Source organism: Cetobacterium somerae, from assembly GCF_022430525.1.
Classification (GTDB): Bacteria; Fusobacteriota; Fusobacteriia; order Fusobacteriales; family Fusobacteriaceae; genus Cetobacterium_A.
This window is the reverse complement of record NZ_CP092519.1, coordinates 1,143,071-1,159,434: the sequence shown is the minus strand read 5'-3', so window position 1 is coordinate 1,159,434 and position 16,364 is coordinate 1,143,071. Positions and strand designations below refer to the sequence as shown.

General features: G+C 28.9%; 17 protein-coding genes. 9 read left to right on the top strand and 8 right to left on the bottom strand.

What is annotated here, in order from left to right; all coding sequences use genetic code 11:
- The first annotated feature begins 3 nt into the window (after positions 1-3).
- Together MKD34_RS05260 and rpmA are read left to right on the top strand one after the other, a co-directional pair.
- Positions 4-339 carry a ribosomal-processing cysteine protease Prp gene (locus MKD34_RS05260; protein ID WP_240218574.1) on the top strand — a complete coding sequence of 112 codons (336 nt, stop codon included), beginning with the start codon at positions 4-6 and terminating at the stop codon, positions 337-339.
- Positions 340-630 carry a 50S ribosomal protein L27 gene (gene rpmA, locus MKD34_RS05255; RefSeq protein WP_023049937.1) on the top strand — a complete coding sequence of 97 codons (291 nt, stop codon included), beginning with the start codon at positions 340-342 and terminating at the stop codon, positions 628-630. It abuts the gene before it with no gap.
- Between the two features lie 56 nt (positions 631-686).
- Here the strand turns inward: rpmA and MKD34_RS05250 are convergent, their stop codons facing one another.
- Positions 687-2,300 (bottom strand): phosphatidylglycerol lysyltransferase domain-containing protein, encoded by a 1,614-nt coding sequence (locus MKD34_RS05250; protein ID WP_240218573.1) that lies wholly within the window; start codon positions 2,298-2,300, stop codon positions 687-689.
- A gap of 60 nt (positions 2,301-2,360) precedes the next feature.
- Positions 2,361-4,163: a translation elongation factor 4 gene (gene lepA / locus MKD34_RS05245; RefSeq protein WP_240218572.1), complete on the bottom strand. Its 1,803-nt coding sequence runs from the start codon at positions 4,161-4,163 to the stop codon at positions 2,361-2,363.
- A gap of 147 nt (positions 4,164-4,310) precedes the next feature.
- Here lepA and MKD34_RS05240 point away from each other — a divergent pair, with 147 nt between their 5' ends.
- From MKD34_RS05240 to MKD34_RS05225, 4 genes are read left to right on the top strand one after another with little or no spacing between them, the layout of a single operon-like run.
- A complete protein-coding gene (locus MKD34_RS05240) occupies positions 4,311-4,766 on the top strand; it encodes a YhcH/YjgK/YiaL family protein (RefSeq protein WP_240218571.1) in 456 nt (151 codons plus the stop codon).
- Positions 4,767-4,779: 13 nt separating this feature from the next.
- Positions 4,780-5,445, top strand: coding sequence for a YoaK family protein (locus tag MKD34_RS05235; RefSeq protein ID WP_240218570.1), 666 nt, complete (start codon positions 4,780-4,782; stop codon positions 5,443-5,445).
- A gap of 10 nt (positions 5,446-5,455) precedes the next feature.
- Complete coding sequence (locus MKD34_RS05230; RefSeq protein ID WP_240218569.1) at positions 5,456-5,650, top strand: hypothetical protein; 195 nt, start codon at positions 5,456-5,458, stop codon at positions 5,648-5,650.
- A gap of 22 nt (positions 5,651-5,672) precedes the next feature.
- On the top strand, positions 5,673-6,164 hold the full coding sequence (locus tag MKD34_RS05225) for a thioredoxin family protein (RefSeq protein WP_240218568.1): 492 nt from the start codon (positions 5,673-5,675) through the stop codon (positions 6,162-6,164).
- 3 nt (positions 6,165-6,167) lie between these two features.
- Here MKD34_RS05225 and MKD34_RS05220 read toward each other — a convergent pair whose 3' ends face one another.
- Together MKD34_RS05220 and MKD34_RS05215 are read right to left on the bottom strand one after the other, a co-directional pair.
- Positions 6,168-7,691 carry an ABC transporter substrate-binding protein gene (locus MKD34_RS05220; RefSeq protein ID WP_240218567.1) on the bottom strand — a complete coding sequence of 508 codons (1,524 nt, stop codon included), beginning with the start codon at positions 7,689-7,691 and terminating at the stop codon, positions 6,168-6,170.
- Positions 7,692-7,710: 19 nt separating this feature from the next.
- The gene (locus MKD34_RS05215) at positions 7,711-9,417 is read right to left on the bottom strand and encodes an ABC transporter ATP-binding protein (RefSeq protein WP_240218566.1); all 1,707 of its coding nucleotides are present in this window, start codon (positions 9,415-9,417) and stop codon (positions 7,711-7,713) included.
- A gap of 155 nt (positions 9,418-9,572) precedes the next feature.
- Between MKD34_RS05215 and MKD34_RS05210 the strand changes: the two genes are divergently transcribed.
- Positions 9,573-10,430 carry a patatin-like phospholipase family protein gene (locus MKD34_RS05210; protein WP_240218565.1) on the top strand — a complete coding sequence of 286 codons (858 nt, stop codon included), beginning with the start codon at positions 9,573-9,575 and terminating at the stop codon, positions 10,428-10,430.
- Between the two features lie 40 nt (positions 10,431-10,470).
- Here MKD34_RS05210 and MKD34_RS05205 read toward each other — a convergent pair whose 3' ends face one another.
- Together MKD34_RS05205 and MKD34_RS05200 are read right to left on the bottom strand one after the other, a co-directional pair.
- The gene (locus tag MKD34_RS05205) at positions 10,471-10,905 is read right to left on the bottom strand and encodes a hypothetical protein (protein ID WP_240218564.1); all 435 of its coding nucleotides are present in this window, start codon (positions 10,903-10,905) and stop codon (positions 10,471-10,473) included.
- Between the two features lie 80 nt (positions 10,906-10,985).
- Entirely contained in the window at positions 10,986-12,122 is a 1,137-nt protein-coding gene (locus tag MKD34_RS05200) for a M20 metallopeptidase family protein (RefSeq protein WP_240218563.1), read from the bottom strand.
- A 192-nt stretch (positions 12,123-12,314) separates the two neighbouring features.
- Between MKD34_RS05200 and MKD34_RS05195 the strand changes: the two genes are divergently transcribed.
- The gene (locus MKD34_RS05195; protein ID WP_240218562.1) at positions 12,315-12,956 is read left to right on the top strand and encodes a hypothetical protein; all 642 of its coding nucleotides are present in this window, start codon (positions 12,315-12,317) and stop codon (positions 12,954-12,956) included.
- Positions 12,957-12,978: 22 nt separating this feature from the next.
- On the opposite strand, the gene MKD34_RS05190 is transcribed toward MKD34_RS05195, so the two are convergent.
- Positions 12,979-13,797, bottom strand: coding sequence for a ZIP family metal transporter (locus MKD34_RS05190; RefSeq protein WP_240218561.1), 819 nt, complete (start codon positions 13,795-13,797; stop codon positions 12,979-12,981).
- 140 nt (positions 13,798-13,937) lie between these two features.
- Here MKD34_RS05190 and MKD34_RS05185 point away from each other — a divergent pair, with 140 nt between their 5' ends.
- Complete coding sequence (locus MKD34_RS05185) at positions 13,938-14,663, top strand: DUF305 domain-containing protein (protein WP_240218560.1); 726 nt, start codon at positions 13,938-13,940, stop codon at positions 14,661-14,663.
- Positions 14,664-14,679: 16 nt separating this feature from the next.
- On the opposite strand, the gene hcp is transcribed toward MKD34_RS05185, so the two are convergent.
- Positions 14,680-16,332, bottom strand: a complete 1,653-nt coding sequence (gene hcp / locus MKD34_RS05180) for a hydroxylamine reductase (protein ID WP_240218559.1) — start codon at positions 16,330-16,332, stop codon at positions 14,680-14,682.
- Positions 16,333-16,364: the final 32 nt, after the last annotated feature.

Sequence of the window (16,364 nt, the reverse complement as noted above, 5' to 3'; positions counted from 1 at the left end):
TTTATGACAAAGATTGAAATTTTTAAAAAGAATGGTAAAGTAGTTAGATACAGAGCCAATGGTCATGCTGAATACGCTGAGTACGGGCAAGATATTGTTTGTGCCGCAATTTCCATGGCAATGCAATTTCCGTTAGGAGGATTGCAAGAGATTTTGGATATTACTCCAAAATTTGAAATTGACTCCGATGGGTACTTAGACGTTGATATGAGGGGAATGGATTTTTCTAACAAAGAAAAAGAGGTTCATGTATTATTAGATACAATGGTATTGATGTTGAAAGAACTATCTAAGGGTTATCCTAAACACATAAAGCTTGTAGAGAAGGAGGAAATTTAGATGCTATTTACATTAAATATACAATTATTTGCGAAGAAAAAAGGACAAGGTTCTGTTAAGAACGGAAGAGATTCTAATCCAAATTACCTTGGAGTTAAAAAGTATGATGGAGAGGTTGTAAAAGCTGGAAACATCATCGTTAGACAAAGAGGAAACAAATTCCACGCTGGAAACAACATGGGATGTGGAAAAGATCATACTCTATTCGCATTAATCGATGGATACGTAAAGTTCGAGAGATTAGGAAGAGACAAGAAGCAAGTTTCAGTTTACGCTGAGAAAGCTAACTAAGATTTTAAAGGAGAGATTGTTAATCTCTCCTTTTTTTCATTTATATATTGATTAAATTATTTTTTACTAAATATACCAAGAATTCCTCCAGAGATTAAAAGAGCAATATCTTTTAATAGAGAAGCTAAATTAAAATGACCAGAGTATGCTAAATATTTAGATTCCCATTGAGGAGCAAATTTATCTTTAAATTGTTTTAAGCCTTCAAAGTTGTAAAAGTTCCCACCATGGTTAAATAAAAATACACTAAGTTTATTCCATAATGGAGCTAACTCTCCACCATAAATTCCAGCAAGCGGAGCCATACCTAAACTAAAACGCTCATATTCATTTTCTTTAGACCAGTTGATTATTTTTATAAATAAATACTCCATAGTTCCAGATGGAGCAGACTCAACATATCTCATTAAGTCAATGGCAACTTCACTTTTATTATCAGTACTCAATAAATTAGAGAAAGCAATCAATTCATTGTTTTCGTTATATAAAAGTGCTATTTTAAAATTTCTAAGGTAATCTAAATTAAAATTACCTAAAGAAAACTCTTTTTCTTTTGCTTTTTTATTTTTTAACCAATTATTAGAAACTTCTTCTAATTGAGATTCAATGCCCTCGATGGAATCGACAACTTTAAAAGTTAAATTCATTTTTTCAAACTTATTAAATGTATACCTAATTTTTTTATATAGAGGTGTTGATATATCATAATTTTTTAGATTAACAACAGCTTCTTCTCCAATTTTAATTATTTTTAAACCTAATTCTAAATATTCAGAAAGATGCTCTTTAGAAATTTCATAAAAAGCTATATTTTTTCCACTTTGTTTTCCAATTCTATAAAAATCTTGTATAATTTCACGAAAATGTTTTTTATCACCAATAGGATCTCCCATAGAAATTAGATTGCTATTAGTATTTCCATACATAATGAAAGAATTTTTTCCTTTGTCAAAAAGAATAGATTTATCAGGTAATAATGCTAAAGAAGCATAACTATTGTCGCTAGATTTAATTATTTTTTTTATTTCATTTAAAACTTTTGAACTAGGTATTTTCTCTACACTTAATACAGTATTGAAAAAATTAAAAACTAAAAAAATACAAAATATAGACAGTGATATAAAGCTATTTCTTAAGAAAATGGTATAGTGTCTATTTAAAACTAAATGCCACCAAACTTCTTTTTTATATTCCACTGTTTTGAAAGAGTAAAAGCCAAAAAAGATACTTAGTAAAATAACAAGTAAGGTGAATAACACCCACTTTATAGATAATCTATCTTTTAAAATTGAAGATTTTCTATAAAAACGATCTTTAGATGGAACTAATAAAATTAAAATAAAGCTAAAGAAAGCTGCTTCTAAATAGTTAAAGCCTTTAAAAAAACTAAAAAATATTGCAAAAATAAAGGCTATAATAGATAAATAGTAAGCACTATCTAATCGTCTATAAATTCCATAAGCTAGTATAAGAAGAAAAGTTCCTATTATATTAGATGAAAGATGAGATAAAGTTATAATATCTCCAGGTAAAACAGAATAGATAAACTTAATATATCTTATATCAAATCTTGATGAATTTGAAAATATAATAAGGGTACCAGATAAAAAAATTAAAATACTCAAAATGTCAGGAAAAATCCTTTTTAAAATAAAGTGTAACTGCTTCATAAATATAAAATCCCTCCTCAATAAATAAAAGGTGAGCTAGTTAGCTCACCCAAAATTAAATTAATCATTAAGTTTAAGAACAGATACGAATGCCTCTTGAGGAATCTCTACGTTTCCAATTTGTTTCATTCTTTTCTTTCCTTCTTTTTGTTTCTCTAATAGTTTTTTCTTTCTAGAAATATCTCCACCATAACACTTAGCAAGAACGTTCTTTCTATAAGCTTTGATAGTTTCTCTAGCTATTATTTTAGCTCCTAATGCAGCTTGAATAGGTACTTCGAATTGTTGTCTAGGAATAATTTCCTTTAACTTTTCACAAATAGCTCTTCCTCTAGATGCAGCATGATCAGTATGAGCAATGAATGAGAATGCATCGACAACGTTTCCTGAAACAAGAATATCTACTTTAACAAGCGAAGATTCTTTATAGCCAATCATTTCATATTCAAAAGAAGCATATCCTTTAGTTCTAGATTTCAATTTATCATAGAAGTCAATAACAATTTCTGCAAGAGGTAACTCATAGATTACCATTGTTCTGTTATCATCTATATACTTCATATCAATGTAAGTTCCTCTTTTTTCTTGACAAAGCTCCATAACATTTCCTACGTAATCTTTTGGAGTAAGGATACTTCCTTTTATATATGGTTCTTCAACACAGAACTTTGCTCTTCCACCTTCAGGGAAATCACAAGGGTTATCGATAACATAAGTTTCTTTTCCTTCTAAAGTAATTCTATACTCAACTGAAGGAGAAGTAGAAATTAAATCTATATCATATTCTCTTCTAAGTCTTTCAACAATAATTTCCATGTGTAATAATCCTAAGAATCCACATCTAAATCCAAATCCTAATGCAAGAGATGTTTCAGGAATGAATGTTAAAGAAGCATCATTTAGCTGAAGTTTCTCTAAAGCTTCTCTTAAATCCTCATAATCATCTGTAGAAATTGGGTATAATCCAGCAAATACCATTGATTGAGCAGCTCTAAATCCTTCTAAAGGCTCAGTACAAGGTCTTTTAGCATGAGTAATAGTATCTCCTACTTGTGTATCTTGGATAGTTTTAATACCAGTTATGATATATCCAACAGATCCTGAGCTAAGTTCTGGTTGCTCTTTTTTAGTTGGAGCAAAAATACCACATTCAAGAACGTCAAACTCTTTTCCAGTTGACCAAATTTTGATTTTATCTCCCTTTTTAATAGAACCATCAAGAACTTTAACATAAGTTATAACTCCACGATAGTCGTCAAATAAAGAGTCAAAAATCATAGCTCTTAAAGGAGCTTCTTCATCAAAAGTTGGAGCAGGAACTCTTTCAACAATAGCTTCTAAAAGCTCTTCAATTCCAATTCCAGCTTTAGCTGAAACTAAAACAGCGTTATCTGCAGGTAATCCAATAATATCCTCAATTTCATTTTTAACTTTTTCTACATCAGCAGCAGGTAAGTCAATTTTGTTGATAACAGGTACAATTTCAAGATTATTCTCAAGAGCTAAGTAAACGTTAGCTAGAGTTTGAGCTTCTACACCTTGAGCAGCATCTACAACTAGAAGAGCTCCTTCACATGCAGATAGTGAACGAGAAACTTCATATATAAAGTCAACGTGTCCAGGAGTATCAATAAGGTTTAATTCATACTCGTTTCCATCTTTAGCAGTATATTTTAAAGTAACAGCCTGAGCTTTTATTGTAATTCCTTTTTCTCTTTCTAACTCCATTGAATCAAGAAGTTGTTCTTTCATTTCTCTTTCAGTAACAGTTCCAGTAGCTTGAAGTAGTCTATCAGCTACAGTTGATTTACCGTGATCTATATGTGCTATAATTGAAAAGTTTCTTTTAAATTTTTGTAACACAATATCCTCCTCTAAATATATTTCTTCACACTATATTATAAAAGAATTATCAAAAAAAATCAATCTAAATTAAATAATAGCTTGACTTTATGAAGGTTTTTAGAATATCATTAAAGAAGAATATAAAAAAATAAGGGGGATTATTAAATGATCTTTGGACAAATGAATGAATTAAAGTTTTATAAGGGAATTTCTAGTGGTTTAGATATGGCTATAGAAGCTATTGAGAATGGAAGTTATAAAAATGGGGCAGTAGGAAAAAATGAATTAGATGGAGATAATGTGTTTTTTAATCTTCAAGAGTGTAAAACTAAAGTTTTAGAAGAGTGTTTCTTTGAAGGACATAAAAAATATATAGATATTCATGTGGTGATTGATGGTGAAGAGGGAATTGGTTACTCTTTAAAAGATTCATTAAAAGAAAAAACTGAATATAATGATGAGAGTGATTTTCAAGTTTTAGAGGGTGCTGAAGAGTATAGATTAAATATGACTAAAGATAACTTTTTAATAGTTTTCCCAGATGAACCTCATATGCCGTTAATAGCAAAAAATAACGAACCTAAAGAATTAAAGAAAGTAGTATTTAAGATAAAGTACTAAGAAGAAGGAAGAAATGGAACAAATCAATAATAAATTGTTTTTATGGATAAGTTTATTGGCTTTTTTAGGAGGAGGTATGAATGCCTTTGCAATATTGGAATTTTCTCTAACTGCAAGCCATATAACAGGAAGCGTAACAAGAATATCAACTGATTTAGCATATTATAATATACCACATTTGAAAATAATGATAGGATTAGTAATATCATTTTTTGCTGGAGCAATAGTTTCAGGTATTATTATAGGGTCAGGGAGAGATTTTGAGCTTAGAAAAAGATATGGAGATACTTTCATATTTATTGGAGTACTATTAAAACTGTTAGATATATATTTAGATACTGAAGTTTTATTTGTGTTTATTCTTGCCTTTTCTTTAGGATTACAAAATGGTCTATTTATACGTTATAGAGGTATGGTAATTAGAACTACCCATATGACAGGAACAGTAACTGATTTAGGTGTTGTAATAGGGCATTATTTAAGAGGAAATAGAGAGATAACTTGGAAAATGAAATATTATGCTATGAATATTCTTTCTTTTATAAGTGGAGGTCTTTTAGTAGGACTTGGATTAAAGTATTTGGGAAGAGGAATTCTAAATTATATGTCTATAGCATATATTTTAAGTGGAGCTTATTATTTCTTATTAAGAGATAGATATTATAAAATGAAAAGGTAGGAGATTAAAGATGGAAAGATATTTTATAACAATAGAGGAAAAAAAAGAGGTACTAGATAAATATCCAACTCTTGAATGTGAAAATTCAATAGGAATGATGATAGATGATTATATGTCTATAAAGTGTAAAGTTTTATCAGGAACATGCACTTATAGATTAGGTCAAAAGAATGAGTATAAAAATTGTAAAATACTAAATAAATAGTAAAAAATATGGGGTGAGCTTAATGGATATGAAAACTCTTTATTCAGCAGGAATGAATTTTGATGCTTTTATGGGTACTGGAATAAAAAGTGAAAGAGATAGAATTCCTAAAAATTATTCAAGAATAACTATGACTGAAGATGAAATCAATACTGTAAAAAACATTGAAGAAAAAATAAATTTTTTAGTTTCAGGAGAACCATGGTGTATGGACTTTCAATTAAATGTAACTGTATTAAAAAAGTTTTGTGAATTAAATCCAAATTTTGATATGGCTATTATAACTAAAGCTAGAGGAGAAAAATTTTTAAAACCTTTAATGGAAGTAGAAGAGTTTAAAGTTCCTTTCATTGTTCCTTTAACAGAGGAATATGAAGTGTGTGGGGAGATTTTTGTAGAAAGACCAAAAGAGATTAAAAAATTCGTTTACGAAGATGTAAAAATGGATTATTTAAAAGGTCAGTATTTAAATGAAACTATTAAAGATTTAATAGAGATGATAACTAAAAAGTAGATGTTATTTAACATCTACTTTTTTCATATCTTCATAATAGTTTCTCATACTTGCTTTATTATATTGAAAATTTTGAATTTTATTGCTGATTCCAATTCCATCAATTTTATAAACTAATGGAACTATTGGATTTTCATCTAAAATTATCTCTTGAATATTTCTATAATATTCTTTTCTTTTTAATGAATCAGTTGTGGTACGAGCTAAATCAATCTCTTTATCTAGAGTTGGATTACTATAAAAAGATCTATTTCCTTCAGCTCCGATTGAGTTTGAATGGAAAAGAGTGGTAACCACAGTGTCAATATCACTAACACCTAAAATCCATGTAGTTAAAAGAATATCGTGAGCACCCTCTGAAGTTTTCTTTAAAAAAGTTCCCCACTCAACAATTTCAATATTTGATTCAATTCCAATTTCTTTTAAATTAGCTTGTATAATTTGAGCTATTTGAACTCTTACTATATTTTCACTTGTCCAAATTTTAAAAACTGGAAGTTTTTTTTCTTTAGTTTCATTGAGAACAATCTCTTTAGCTTTTTTTATATCATTATCTATAGGTTTTAAATTTTGATAACTTCCAAAAATATTAGGATTTATTGGAGAGGTTGCAATAGAACCTCTATTTAGAAATATAGCTTCTAAAATTCCAGCTTTATCAATAGCCATATGAATAGCTTTTCTAATATTTTTATTATCTAAACCATTTTTTTGAACATTTAAAACCATTAGCTCTGTCGTTGTTGTAGTTTTATGAAGTAGATTTAGGTTAGGATTTTTTTCTACAATTTGAAAATCAATGGGAGATATAGCATAAATAATATCAACCTCACCAGTTTCTAAAGCTGCTAAACGACTGGTATTTTCAGTAATTATTTTAAAGATTAATCCGTTATTTTTAGGAGCTCCTTTAAAATAATCTTTAAAACTATTCATAACAATTTTATCACCATCACCCCAATTAGTAACCATATAAGGTCCTGTACCAATTGGGTGTAAAGCAACATTATTTCCAGCTGTCACATAATTTTTATTCATAATAGCAGCTATAGGAAGTGTTAAGTTTGCTAAAAATGGTGCTGATGGTTCATGCAGAGTTATAAGAACTTTATTATCAGCTGTTTTAGAAACTGATTTAATATCTTTTAATATAACTCTACTTCCAGGTTTTTCCATCATTCTCTCTAAACTAAAAATAACATCATCAGTTGTTAACGTATTACCATTGTGAAATTTAACATTATTTCTAATTGTAAATAAAATCTCTGTAGGAGAGAGATAGGTAAAATTTTCAGCCAATTCAGGTATCGGTGTTCCATTGTCATCAAGGGTAACTAAAGTATTAAAAATATGTTCTGTGATACCTAGAGTAGGAAACTCATTAAATGTATGTGGATCTAATGATTTAGGTTTTGAACCTTGAGCTACAGTGATAATATTGTTATTGTTGCTAAAAGAACTATTAAATACAAATATAAAGTTCATTAAAAGTAATAAAGTAAAATATTTTTGAATAAATTTTTTCATAATTCTCCTTTAAATAAGATTATTGTAAGATACCTAAGTGTAGATTATAATAAAAACCTTTATTAGCAATTAACTCATCGTGAGTTCCAGTTTCAACAATACCATCATCTGTCAAAACAACTATAGTATCGGCATTTTTAACAGTGGATAATCTATGAGCAACAACAATAGTTGTTCGATTTTTAGAAAGTTCATCTAAAGATTCTTGAATAAGCTGCTCAGTTATATTATCTAAAGCAGAAGTAGCTTCATCTAATATTAAAATTGGTGGATTTTTTAAGAAAATTCTTCCAATAGCAATTCTTTGCTTTTGGCCACCAGAAAGCTTTACTCCTCTTTCTCCAACCTCTGTATTATAACCATCTGGTAATGTTTCAATGAAGTCATGAATATTAGCTTTTTTAGCAGCTTCAATAATTTCTTCATCAGTAGCATCAGGTTTTCCAATAGTTAAATTTTCTTTGATACTTCCAGTGAAAAGGAAAGGATCTTGTTGAACTATACCAATATTTTTTCTAAGTGAATCAATTTTAAAGCTGTAGATGCTTTGTGAATCGATTTTAATATCACCACTATCAATATCATAAAATCTAGGAATTAAGTTGCAAATGGTAGTTTTTCCACCACCAGAAGGACCTACAAGGGCAAGAGTTTCTCCTGCTTTTATATTAAGAGAGAAGTCTTTTAAAATATTCTTTTTATCATGGCTAAAATAGATATTTTCAAATTTAATATCCCCTTTAACATTTTTAAGGTCTTTAGCGTCTGTAGAATCTTTTTCAATATCTTCATCTAACATCTCTTTGAAACGTTTAAAACCACTCATACCATTTTGATATTGTTCAACAAAACCAACAAGTCTTTTAATAGGTTGACTAAAAATACGGATATATAAAAGATATGCTAAAAAATCACCAAAATTAATTTTACCTTGATAAGTAAAAATAGCTCCAAAAACTAATACAAGATAATCTAACATATCTGTAAGAAAAGTCATTCCAGAAACATACTCAGCCATAACTTTATATGCACCTTCACGAGCAGTTTTAAACTCCACATTACTTTTTTTAAATTTTTCTAATTCATCATTTTTATTAACAAAAGCTTTAGAAACTCTAATTCCACTAATACTGTTTTGTAAAGTTGAATTAATAGCACCTATTTTTTCACGAGTTTCTAAAAAAGCATCTGACATTCTTTGGCGTCTATTAATAGTGAACCAAACTATAAATGGAATAACTGAAAAAACAATAAGTGTTAATGGGACGTTAATATTTAAAAGAAGAAAAAATGAACCAAAGATCATAATAATTGATATGAAAAGATCTTCAGGTCCATGGTGAGCAAGTTCAGAAACCTCTTGTAAGTCATTTACAATTCTAGACATGATACTTCCAGTTTGTGTATTATCAAAATATTTTATTGGGAAGTTTTGAAGTTTAGTATAAACATCTTTTCTCATATCTCCCTGCATTCGAACTCCAACTACATGCCCCCAGTAATTCATGAAATAGTTACAAATAAGTTTAATAATATATATTCCTAAAAGGGTAATCGCTAAAATCATAATACTTCGATAATTTTTATTAGGTATATAGTTGTTAACAGCAACTCTACTTAGCATAGGATAAATTAAGTCACAAATAGAAACTGTTATAGCAGCAAGTAAATCTAAAAAAAATAGCTTTTTATAAGGTTTGTAATAACTTATAAATTTTTTTATCATATATAACCTCCTCCGTGAGTTTTATTATAATTTTAAAAGAAAATAACTTAAAAGTCAAAGAATATTAAAACTCTTATAAAAATAAAAGAAAGAAAAGATTTAAATTAAAAGTAGAATATAGTGAATATATTAGTTTGTGCTTTAGGAGGATTTTAATGGATAATATAGGATTAGTTTTAGAAGGTGGAGGATTAAGAGGAGCTTATACATCTGGAATTTTAGATTATTTTTTATCTAAACAGTTGCATTTTAAATATACAATTGGAGTTTCAGCAGGTGCAATTTACTCAGCATCTTACGCTTCAAGACAAAAGAGAAGAAATATTGATATTATCTTAAAATATTTAAATGATGAAAGATATATGGGGTATAAATATTTAATAAAAAATGGAAGTTATATAAATATAGATTTTGCATATAAAAAAATGACTTATGAATTATCACCTTTTGATTTTGAAACATTTTATAATTGTGATTTAGAGTTTAAAGTAGGTGCATTTAATTGTGTAAAAGGAAGAACTGAATTTTTTTCTAAAAAAGATTTTAAGGGGACAGATGATCTTTTAGAATCTCTAATTGCATCAGGAAGCTTACCATTTTTTTGTAAGGAAACTATAATAAATGAAAGAATCTATTTAGATGGTGGAATCGCTTCACCAATTCCAATTGCTCAATCGATACTAGATGGAAATAGTAAAAATGTAGTTATTTTAACGGAAGATGAAGGATATAAAAAAGAACCTTTAAAATTACAACCACTGATAAAACTATATTATAGAAAGTATCCTAAAGTAGCTGAAGCATTAATTAAGCGTCACTTAGTATATAATAGAACACTGAGAGATATACAAGAACTTGAAAATAAAGGTGATGTTTTTGTTTTTAGACCTAGTGAAATAGTAGTTGTAGATAGATTAGAAAGAGATTTAAATAAAATTAAAGCTTTATATAATTTAGGATTAAAAGATGCAAAAGAAAATTATGAGAGATTATTAAATTGGATGAATAGATAAAAAATGAAGAGAGTCTACTAGACTCTCTTCTTATTAATTACTATTGTTTTGCTGGTGTTGTAGGAGCAGGAGCAGCCTTCATCATTTCATATTGATTTTTCATCATTTCAGTTTGCATTTTAGCTCTGATTTCACCAATTTCTTTATTAAGTTTTTCAACTTTACTCCAATCAACTTTGTCGTCTAGCATCGCTTTTTTAATGTCTAATTCTTTTTGTTCGATATCAATCATATTTTTTTGCATTTCAGGTGTTGCATACATCATATTGCTTTTCATCATTTTTTTGTCACTTTTCCAACCAGGCATCTGTGTCATATTTTGCATCATATTATTATGGCAGTTATTATTTTGAGATTGCATCATAGGCATATCATTCATTGTATTTTGTTGAACATGATCTTGATGATTATCGTGTGATGCAGCAAAAGTAAAAGCTGAAATAATAAAAGAACATACTAAAACATATTTTTTCATGAAAAAAACCTCCTAAATAATACATAATATAGTTATGTTCTATTATTAAAAATAACTTAAAGACTTCCTTTAAAATAGAGCTAAATTACGTTATTTTCTTGAAGTAAACTTTTAAAGAATTCAACACCATGAATTAAAGCCTCATTTTCAAAATCAAATCTATTATTGTGTAAAGCACAAACATGCCCCTTTTCTTCATCTCTAACACCAACTAATACTAATAGTCCAGGAGTTCCATTTTGAGAATAAAAAGAAAAATCTTCAGATCCACTTAAAGCTATATCAGTAAAAACTTTTTTATCTTTTAAAGCTTTTAAAGCTTTTTCAAAAAGAGTGGAGTCATTAATTACTGGAGGATAAAAAGGTTGAAATTTCATATCAATTTTAACATCAAAAGCTAGTTCAAATCCTTGATTAATATGCTCCATTCTCTCCTGAATAAAAGGTATTAAAGATATATTTTCAAGTCTAATAGTTCCAAGCATATTAACTGTACCAGGAATAATATTTCTAACAGTACCTGCATGGAAAGCTCCAATTGTAAGTAAAAAGTGTTCATAAGATGGTATATTTCTAGATTTAATTGATTGATATGCTTCAACTAATTTAGCACCAATAAGTATAGAATCAATTCCTTTATGTGGTTGAGCACCGTGACAACCTTTTCCAGTTAGAACAATGTCTAGGTTTATATTTTGAAGAGATACAAAACCAGATTTTACAGCAAATTCGCCTACATTAATTTCAGGATATACATGTAAAGCGTAGATTGCCTCTATATTTTTTGATTTATAATAGTCATCAGCTATAATAAATCTAGCTCCTCCAGCTCCTTCTTCTCCTGCTTGAAATATGAAAACTAAAGATTTTTTTAGTTTAGTTCCTTGAGATATTAAAAGTTTAATTTCTTGTATAAATGCTAATAACATGGCAGTGTGTCCATCATGACCACATGCATGCATCATCCCAGGAGTTTTAGATTTAAATGGATTAATACTTTCTTCATTTAGTGGTAGAGCATCAATATCAGCTCTAAAAGCGATGCATTTATCACTTTCTCCAGAAATAAAAGCAACAGTACTTGTTCCAACACAATGATACTCCACGTGCTCTTCATCTAAAATTTTTCTGATGTATTCAGCAGTTTTAAATTCGTTTAATGCTAGTTCCGGTATAGTATGTAGATAGTTTCGATGAGTATTTAAATTATTTAACATATAATCACTCCCCTAGAATTGTTACTTAAATTAATACCATATTTTTTGTACTTTTGTCACATTTATTTTATCAATACTTTAGATACAAAGAATATAATTAAATCTAGAAAAATTATATTAATTTCAAAGAATTTAACTTCTCTTTTGGTAGTATATATTTAAGATTATATAAAATTAAAAGGAGATAAAAAGATGAAAATTATTTTAATTATCTTATCTATTATGTTGTCAATTACGTCTTTTTCTGCAAAGGATACAAATAATTTAAATACAAACACTCCAACAATTGATAATATATCGGTAACGAATATGGCCAATGAGGAGTTTATTCAAAATGTAATGGGAAATATTGGTGAGGATCCAGAAAATATGGATAAAATGAACGAAATAGGGGAACAAGTTGATGCTGAAGTTCAAAAAGAAAAACCAGATTGGGTAAAAGTTGAAACTTTGTATAATGAATTATCAATGTATACCAACAAATTGGCTGTTAATATGATGAGAACTTTAAAAGAAGGTGGCTTAGATAAAAGTGAGCCAAATTTTGAAGAGGAAATAAATAATGAATTAATGTCAGATATGGTTTTAGATGATGATGTAACATCAAACTCTATGGATGAAAAAGAGGTTATGAAGGCTATAAAAAAAGGAATGGCAGATAGAGAGCTTGAAAGAATGGAGTATTTAAGCACAAAAATAGCAAAAGAAATAGAAAGACCAAAACCAGATTGGGAACAAGTAGAAAAAGATTATAATGAGTTATCTAAATATACAAATAAAGTAACAGTTATAATAATGAGAGTAGAGAAAGAAAAAAATGGAGCTCAGAAATAGCTCCATTTTTTTTAGTTATATATTAACCTAAGGCCACATCTAAAAACATCATTATAGCAAAGCCAAACATTACTCCAATAGTTCCTGAGTCATCATGACGAATCTCCTTAGCGGTTGGAATTAACTCTTCTGCTACAACATAAATCATAGCACCAGCAGCAAAAGCAAGAGCATAAGGAAGTAAGAAAGTCATTTTAATAACAAAAATGGCACCGATGACACCAGCTATTGGCTCAACAATACCAGAAGCTTGTCCATAGAAAAAAGCTTTTCTACGACTCATTCCATCTCTTCTTAAAGGGATAGAAACTGCGGCTCCTTCCGGAAAATTTTGTAGACCTATACCAATAGCCAAAGCTACTGCTGAAACTAATGTAGAGGAAGATTCAGGTCCAGTTACAGCCAAAGCACCAAAAGCTACTCCAACAGCTAATCCTTCAGGTATATTGTGAAGAGTTATAGCAAGAACTAGAAGAATGCTTCTTCTCCATTTTGTTGAAATTCCTTCGGCATTTGATATAGGTTGGTTTTGATGTAGATGAGGTAAAAATTTATCAATAGACCAAAGGAAAAAGCCACCAAAAAGAAAGCCTATAACAGCAGGTTTCCATCCAGGAAGACCGATGCTTTCAGCTAACTCAATAGCTGGATTTAATAATGACCAAAATGAAGCTGCAATCATAACACCTGAAGCAAAACCTAGCATTCCATTTAAAACTTTTTGATTTATTGTTTTAAAGAAAAATACCATAGCAGATCCAAGCATTGTAACAAAATATGTAAATAATGTAGCCAAAAGAGCCTGTAAAACAGGGTCTAAATTTTTTAGAAATTCATACATAAAATCCTCCTTAAGATGTAAAAGTATCATATGCTTTACTTTTACAAAGGAATTGAGAAAATCCTTTAAATTAAAAAGGAATTTAGGTGATTATATATAATAATATAGCACATACTTTAAGTGCAAGGAGGTTTGAAAAAATGGATTTTAAAAATATAAATATAATGGTGGGAATTGCAGCACTTTTTTCAACAGTTTCTTTAAATTCCCCTGGAAGTGATTTAAATGAAAACCATATTCATAAAATATCTAATTACGAAATAAAGTCAGATAGTAAAATCTATACAGTATTAACTCCTTTAGAAGAGATTATTCCGCAAAATTTAAGAGGTTTTAAAGAGTATGATGAATATGCTCATAGTGTGATGATGTCAAATAGTTCTCAAATATTTTTAACAAAAGATGTTGGAAATAATTTTGTGATATATATGATACCCCACCACGAAGCAGCAATAATAACAAGTACAGGAATTCTAAAATATACTCAGAATATGGATGTAAAAAATTTAGCATATAGAATAATTCGTTCTCAAGAAAAAGAGGTTGTACTAATGCAAAAATTATTAGAGTCGGGAGAGTTAAGGGGGAATGATAATCCAGAATTTTTAAATAAAATGAAAAAAATAATGGTGAAAATGATGAAAGAGATGAAACCTTATAATAATCAAGCTAATGATGCAACAGAGGTTACAAAAAGTTACTTAGAAAATATGACTATTCATCATGAAGGTGCTGTTCTTATGGCAAAAGAATATTTAAAATATGGTAAAAATCAAGAATTAATAAAAATGTCTCAAAAGATTATACTAAGTCAAGACGAAGAAATAAAAGAAATGAAACAGATATTAAAAAAGGCAAACTATTAAAGTTTGCCTTTTTATTTTAGAAATTTTTTAAGTCGTCTTCAACATTACTAATTGTTCCTAAATTAAAGTTATCAATTAAAACTTGAAGAACATTAGAGCTTAAAAATGCAGGAATAGTAGGACCTACATGTATATTTTTAAATCCAAGATATAGTAAAGATAAAAGAACTAAGACAGCTTTTTGTTCGTACCATGCAATGTTAAACACAATTGGTAAATCATTTACATCTTCTAATCCAAATACCTCTTTTAATTTTAGTGCAATGACAGCTAGAGAATAACAATCATTACATTGCCCAGCATCTAAAACTCTAGGAATACCACCAATATCTCCTAAGTCTAATTTATTATATCTATATTTAGCACAACCTGCAGTAAGAATTACAGCGTCTTTAGGTAAAGCTAGGGCAAATTCAGTATAGTATTTTCTATCTTGCATTCTAGCGTCACAACCACCCATAACATAGAATTTTTTGATTGCTCCAGATTTGACAGCATCAACAATTTTATCAGCTAAAGCTAAAACTTGATTATGAGCAAAACCAGCAATAATTTCACCATGTTCAATTTCAATAGGAGGTTTACATGCCTTTGCTTTTTCAATAATCTCGCTGAAATCTTTAAATCCATTTTCATCAGCAAGAATATGTTCGCATCCTTCCATACCAGCAGAATTTGTAGTATAAACTCTTTCAAGATACTCAGCTAAAGTCCCCCTAGGAGGTACTAAACAGTTACTTGTAAATAGAATAGGTCCATTAAAGTCAACAAATTCTTTTGTTTGGTGCCACCAAGATCCTCCGTAGTTTCCTACAAGATTATCATATTTTTTAAAAAACGGGTATGCATGACCAGGTAACATTTCAGAGTGAGTATAAACATCAACTCCAGTACCTTTAGTTTGCTCTAAAAGCATTTCTAAATCTTTTAAATCATGCCCTGATATTAAGATTCCAGGTTTGTTTCTAACACCAATATTAATTTTAGTTATTTCAGGGTGTCCATAAGATGTTGTATTAGCCTTATCTAAAAGGGCCATAGCATCAACACCAACTTTACCAACATTTAGAACCATTTGTACTAGCTCATCAACAGTTAAAGAATCATCGTCAACATTAGCTAAAGTTTCTTCAATAAATCTGTATATTGAAACATCTTCAAATCCTAAATTAAAAGCATGTTCAACGTAAGCACACATTCCCTTTAGTCCATATATAATAGTCTCTCTTAAAGAACGAATATCTTCATTTTTTGTTCTAAGTACACCAACTTTTTCAGCATAATCTAAAAGAGAATCATCTGAACTAAGATCAGTAGGGCAGTTGATATATTTTGCATATTTTTCAGGAACAGAGATTTTATTATTTAAAAGTTCTATTTCAAGAGCAGTTCTATAAGATTCACCAGCTTCAATCTCTCTTATAATAGCGTCATCGTGAAAATTAGCATTAGTAATAGTAACAAAAAGAGCATTTACAACCCAACGATGTAAATCATCAGTTATAGGAATTTTATCATTTAAAAGCTCAATATAAGCAGAAACCGTTTTAGCCATGTGTATTAATAAATCTTGTAAATTAGCAGTTTCAGAGGCTTTACCACAAACACCTCTAACAGTACAACCTTTATTCATAGCAGTTTCTTGACATTGAAAACAAAACATAGACATAGATAACCTCCTAAATTATATTTAAAAAATTA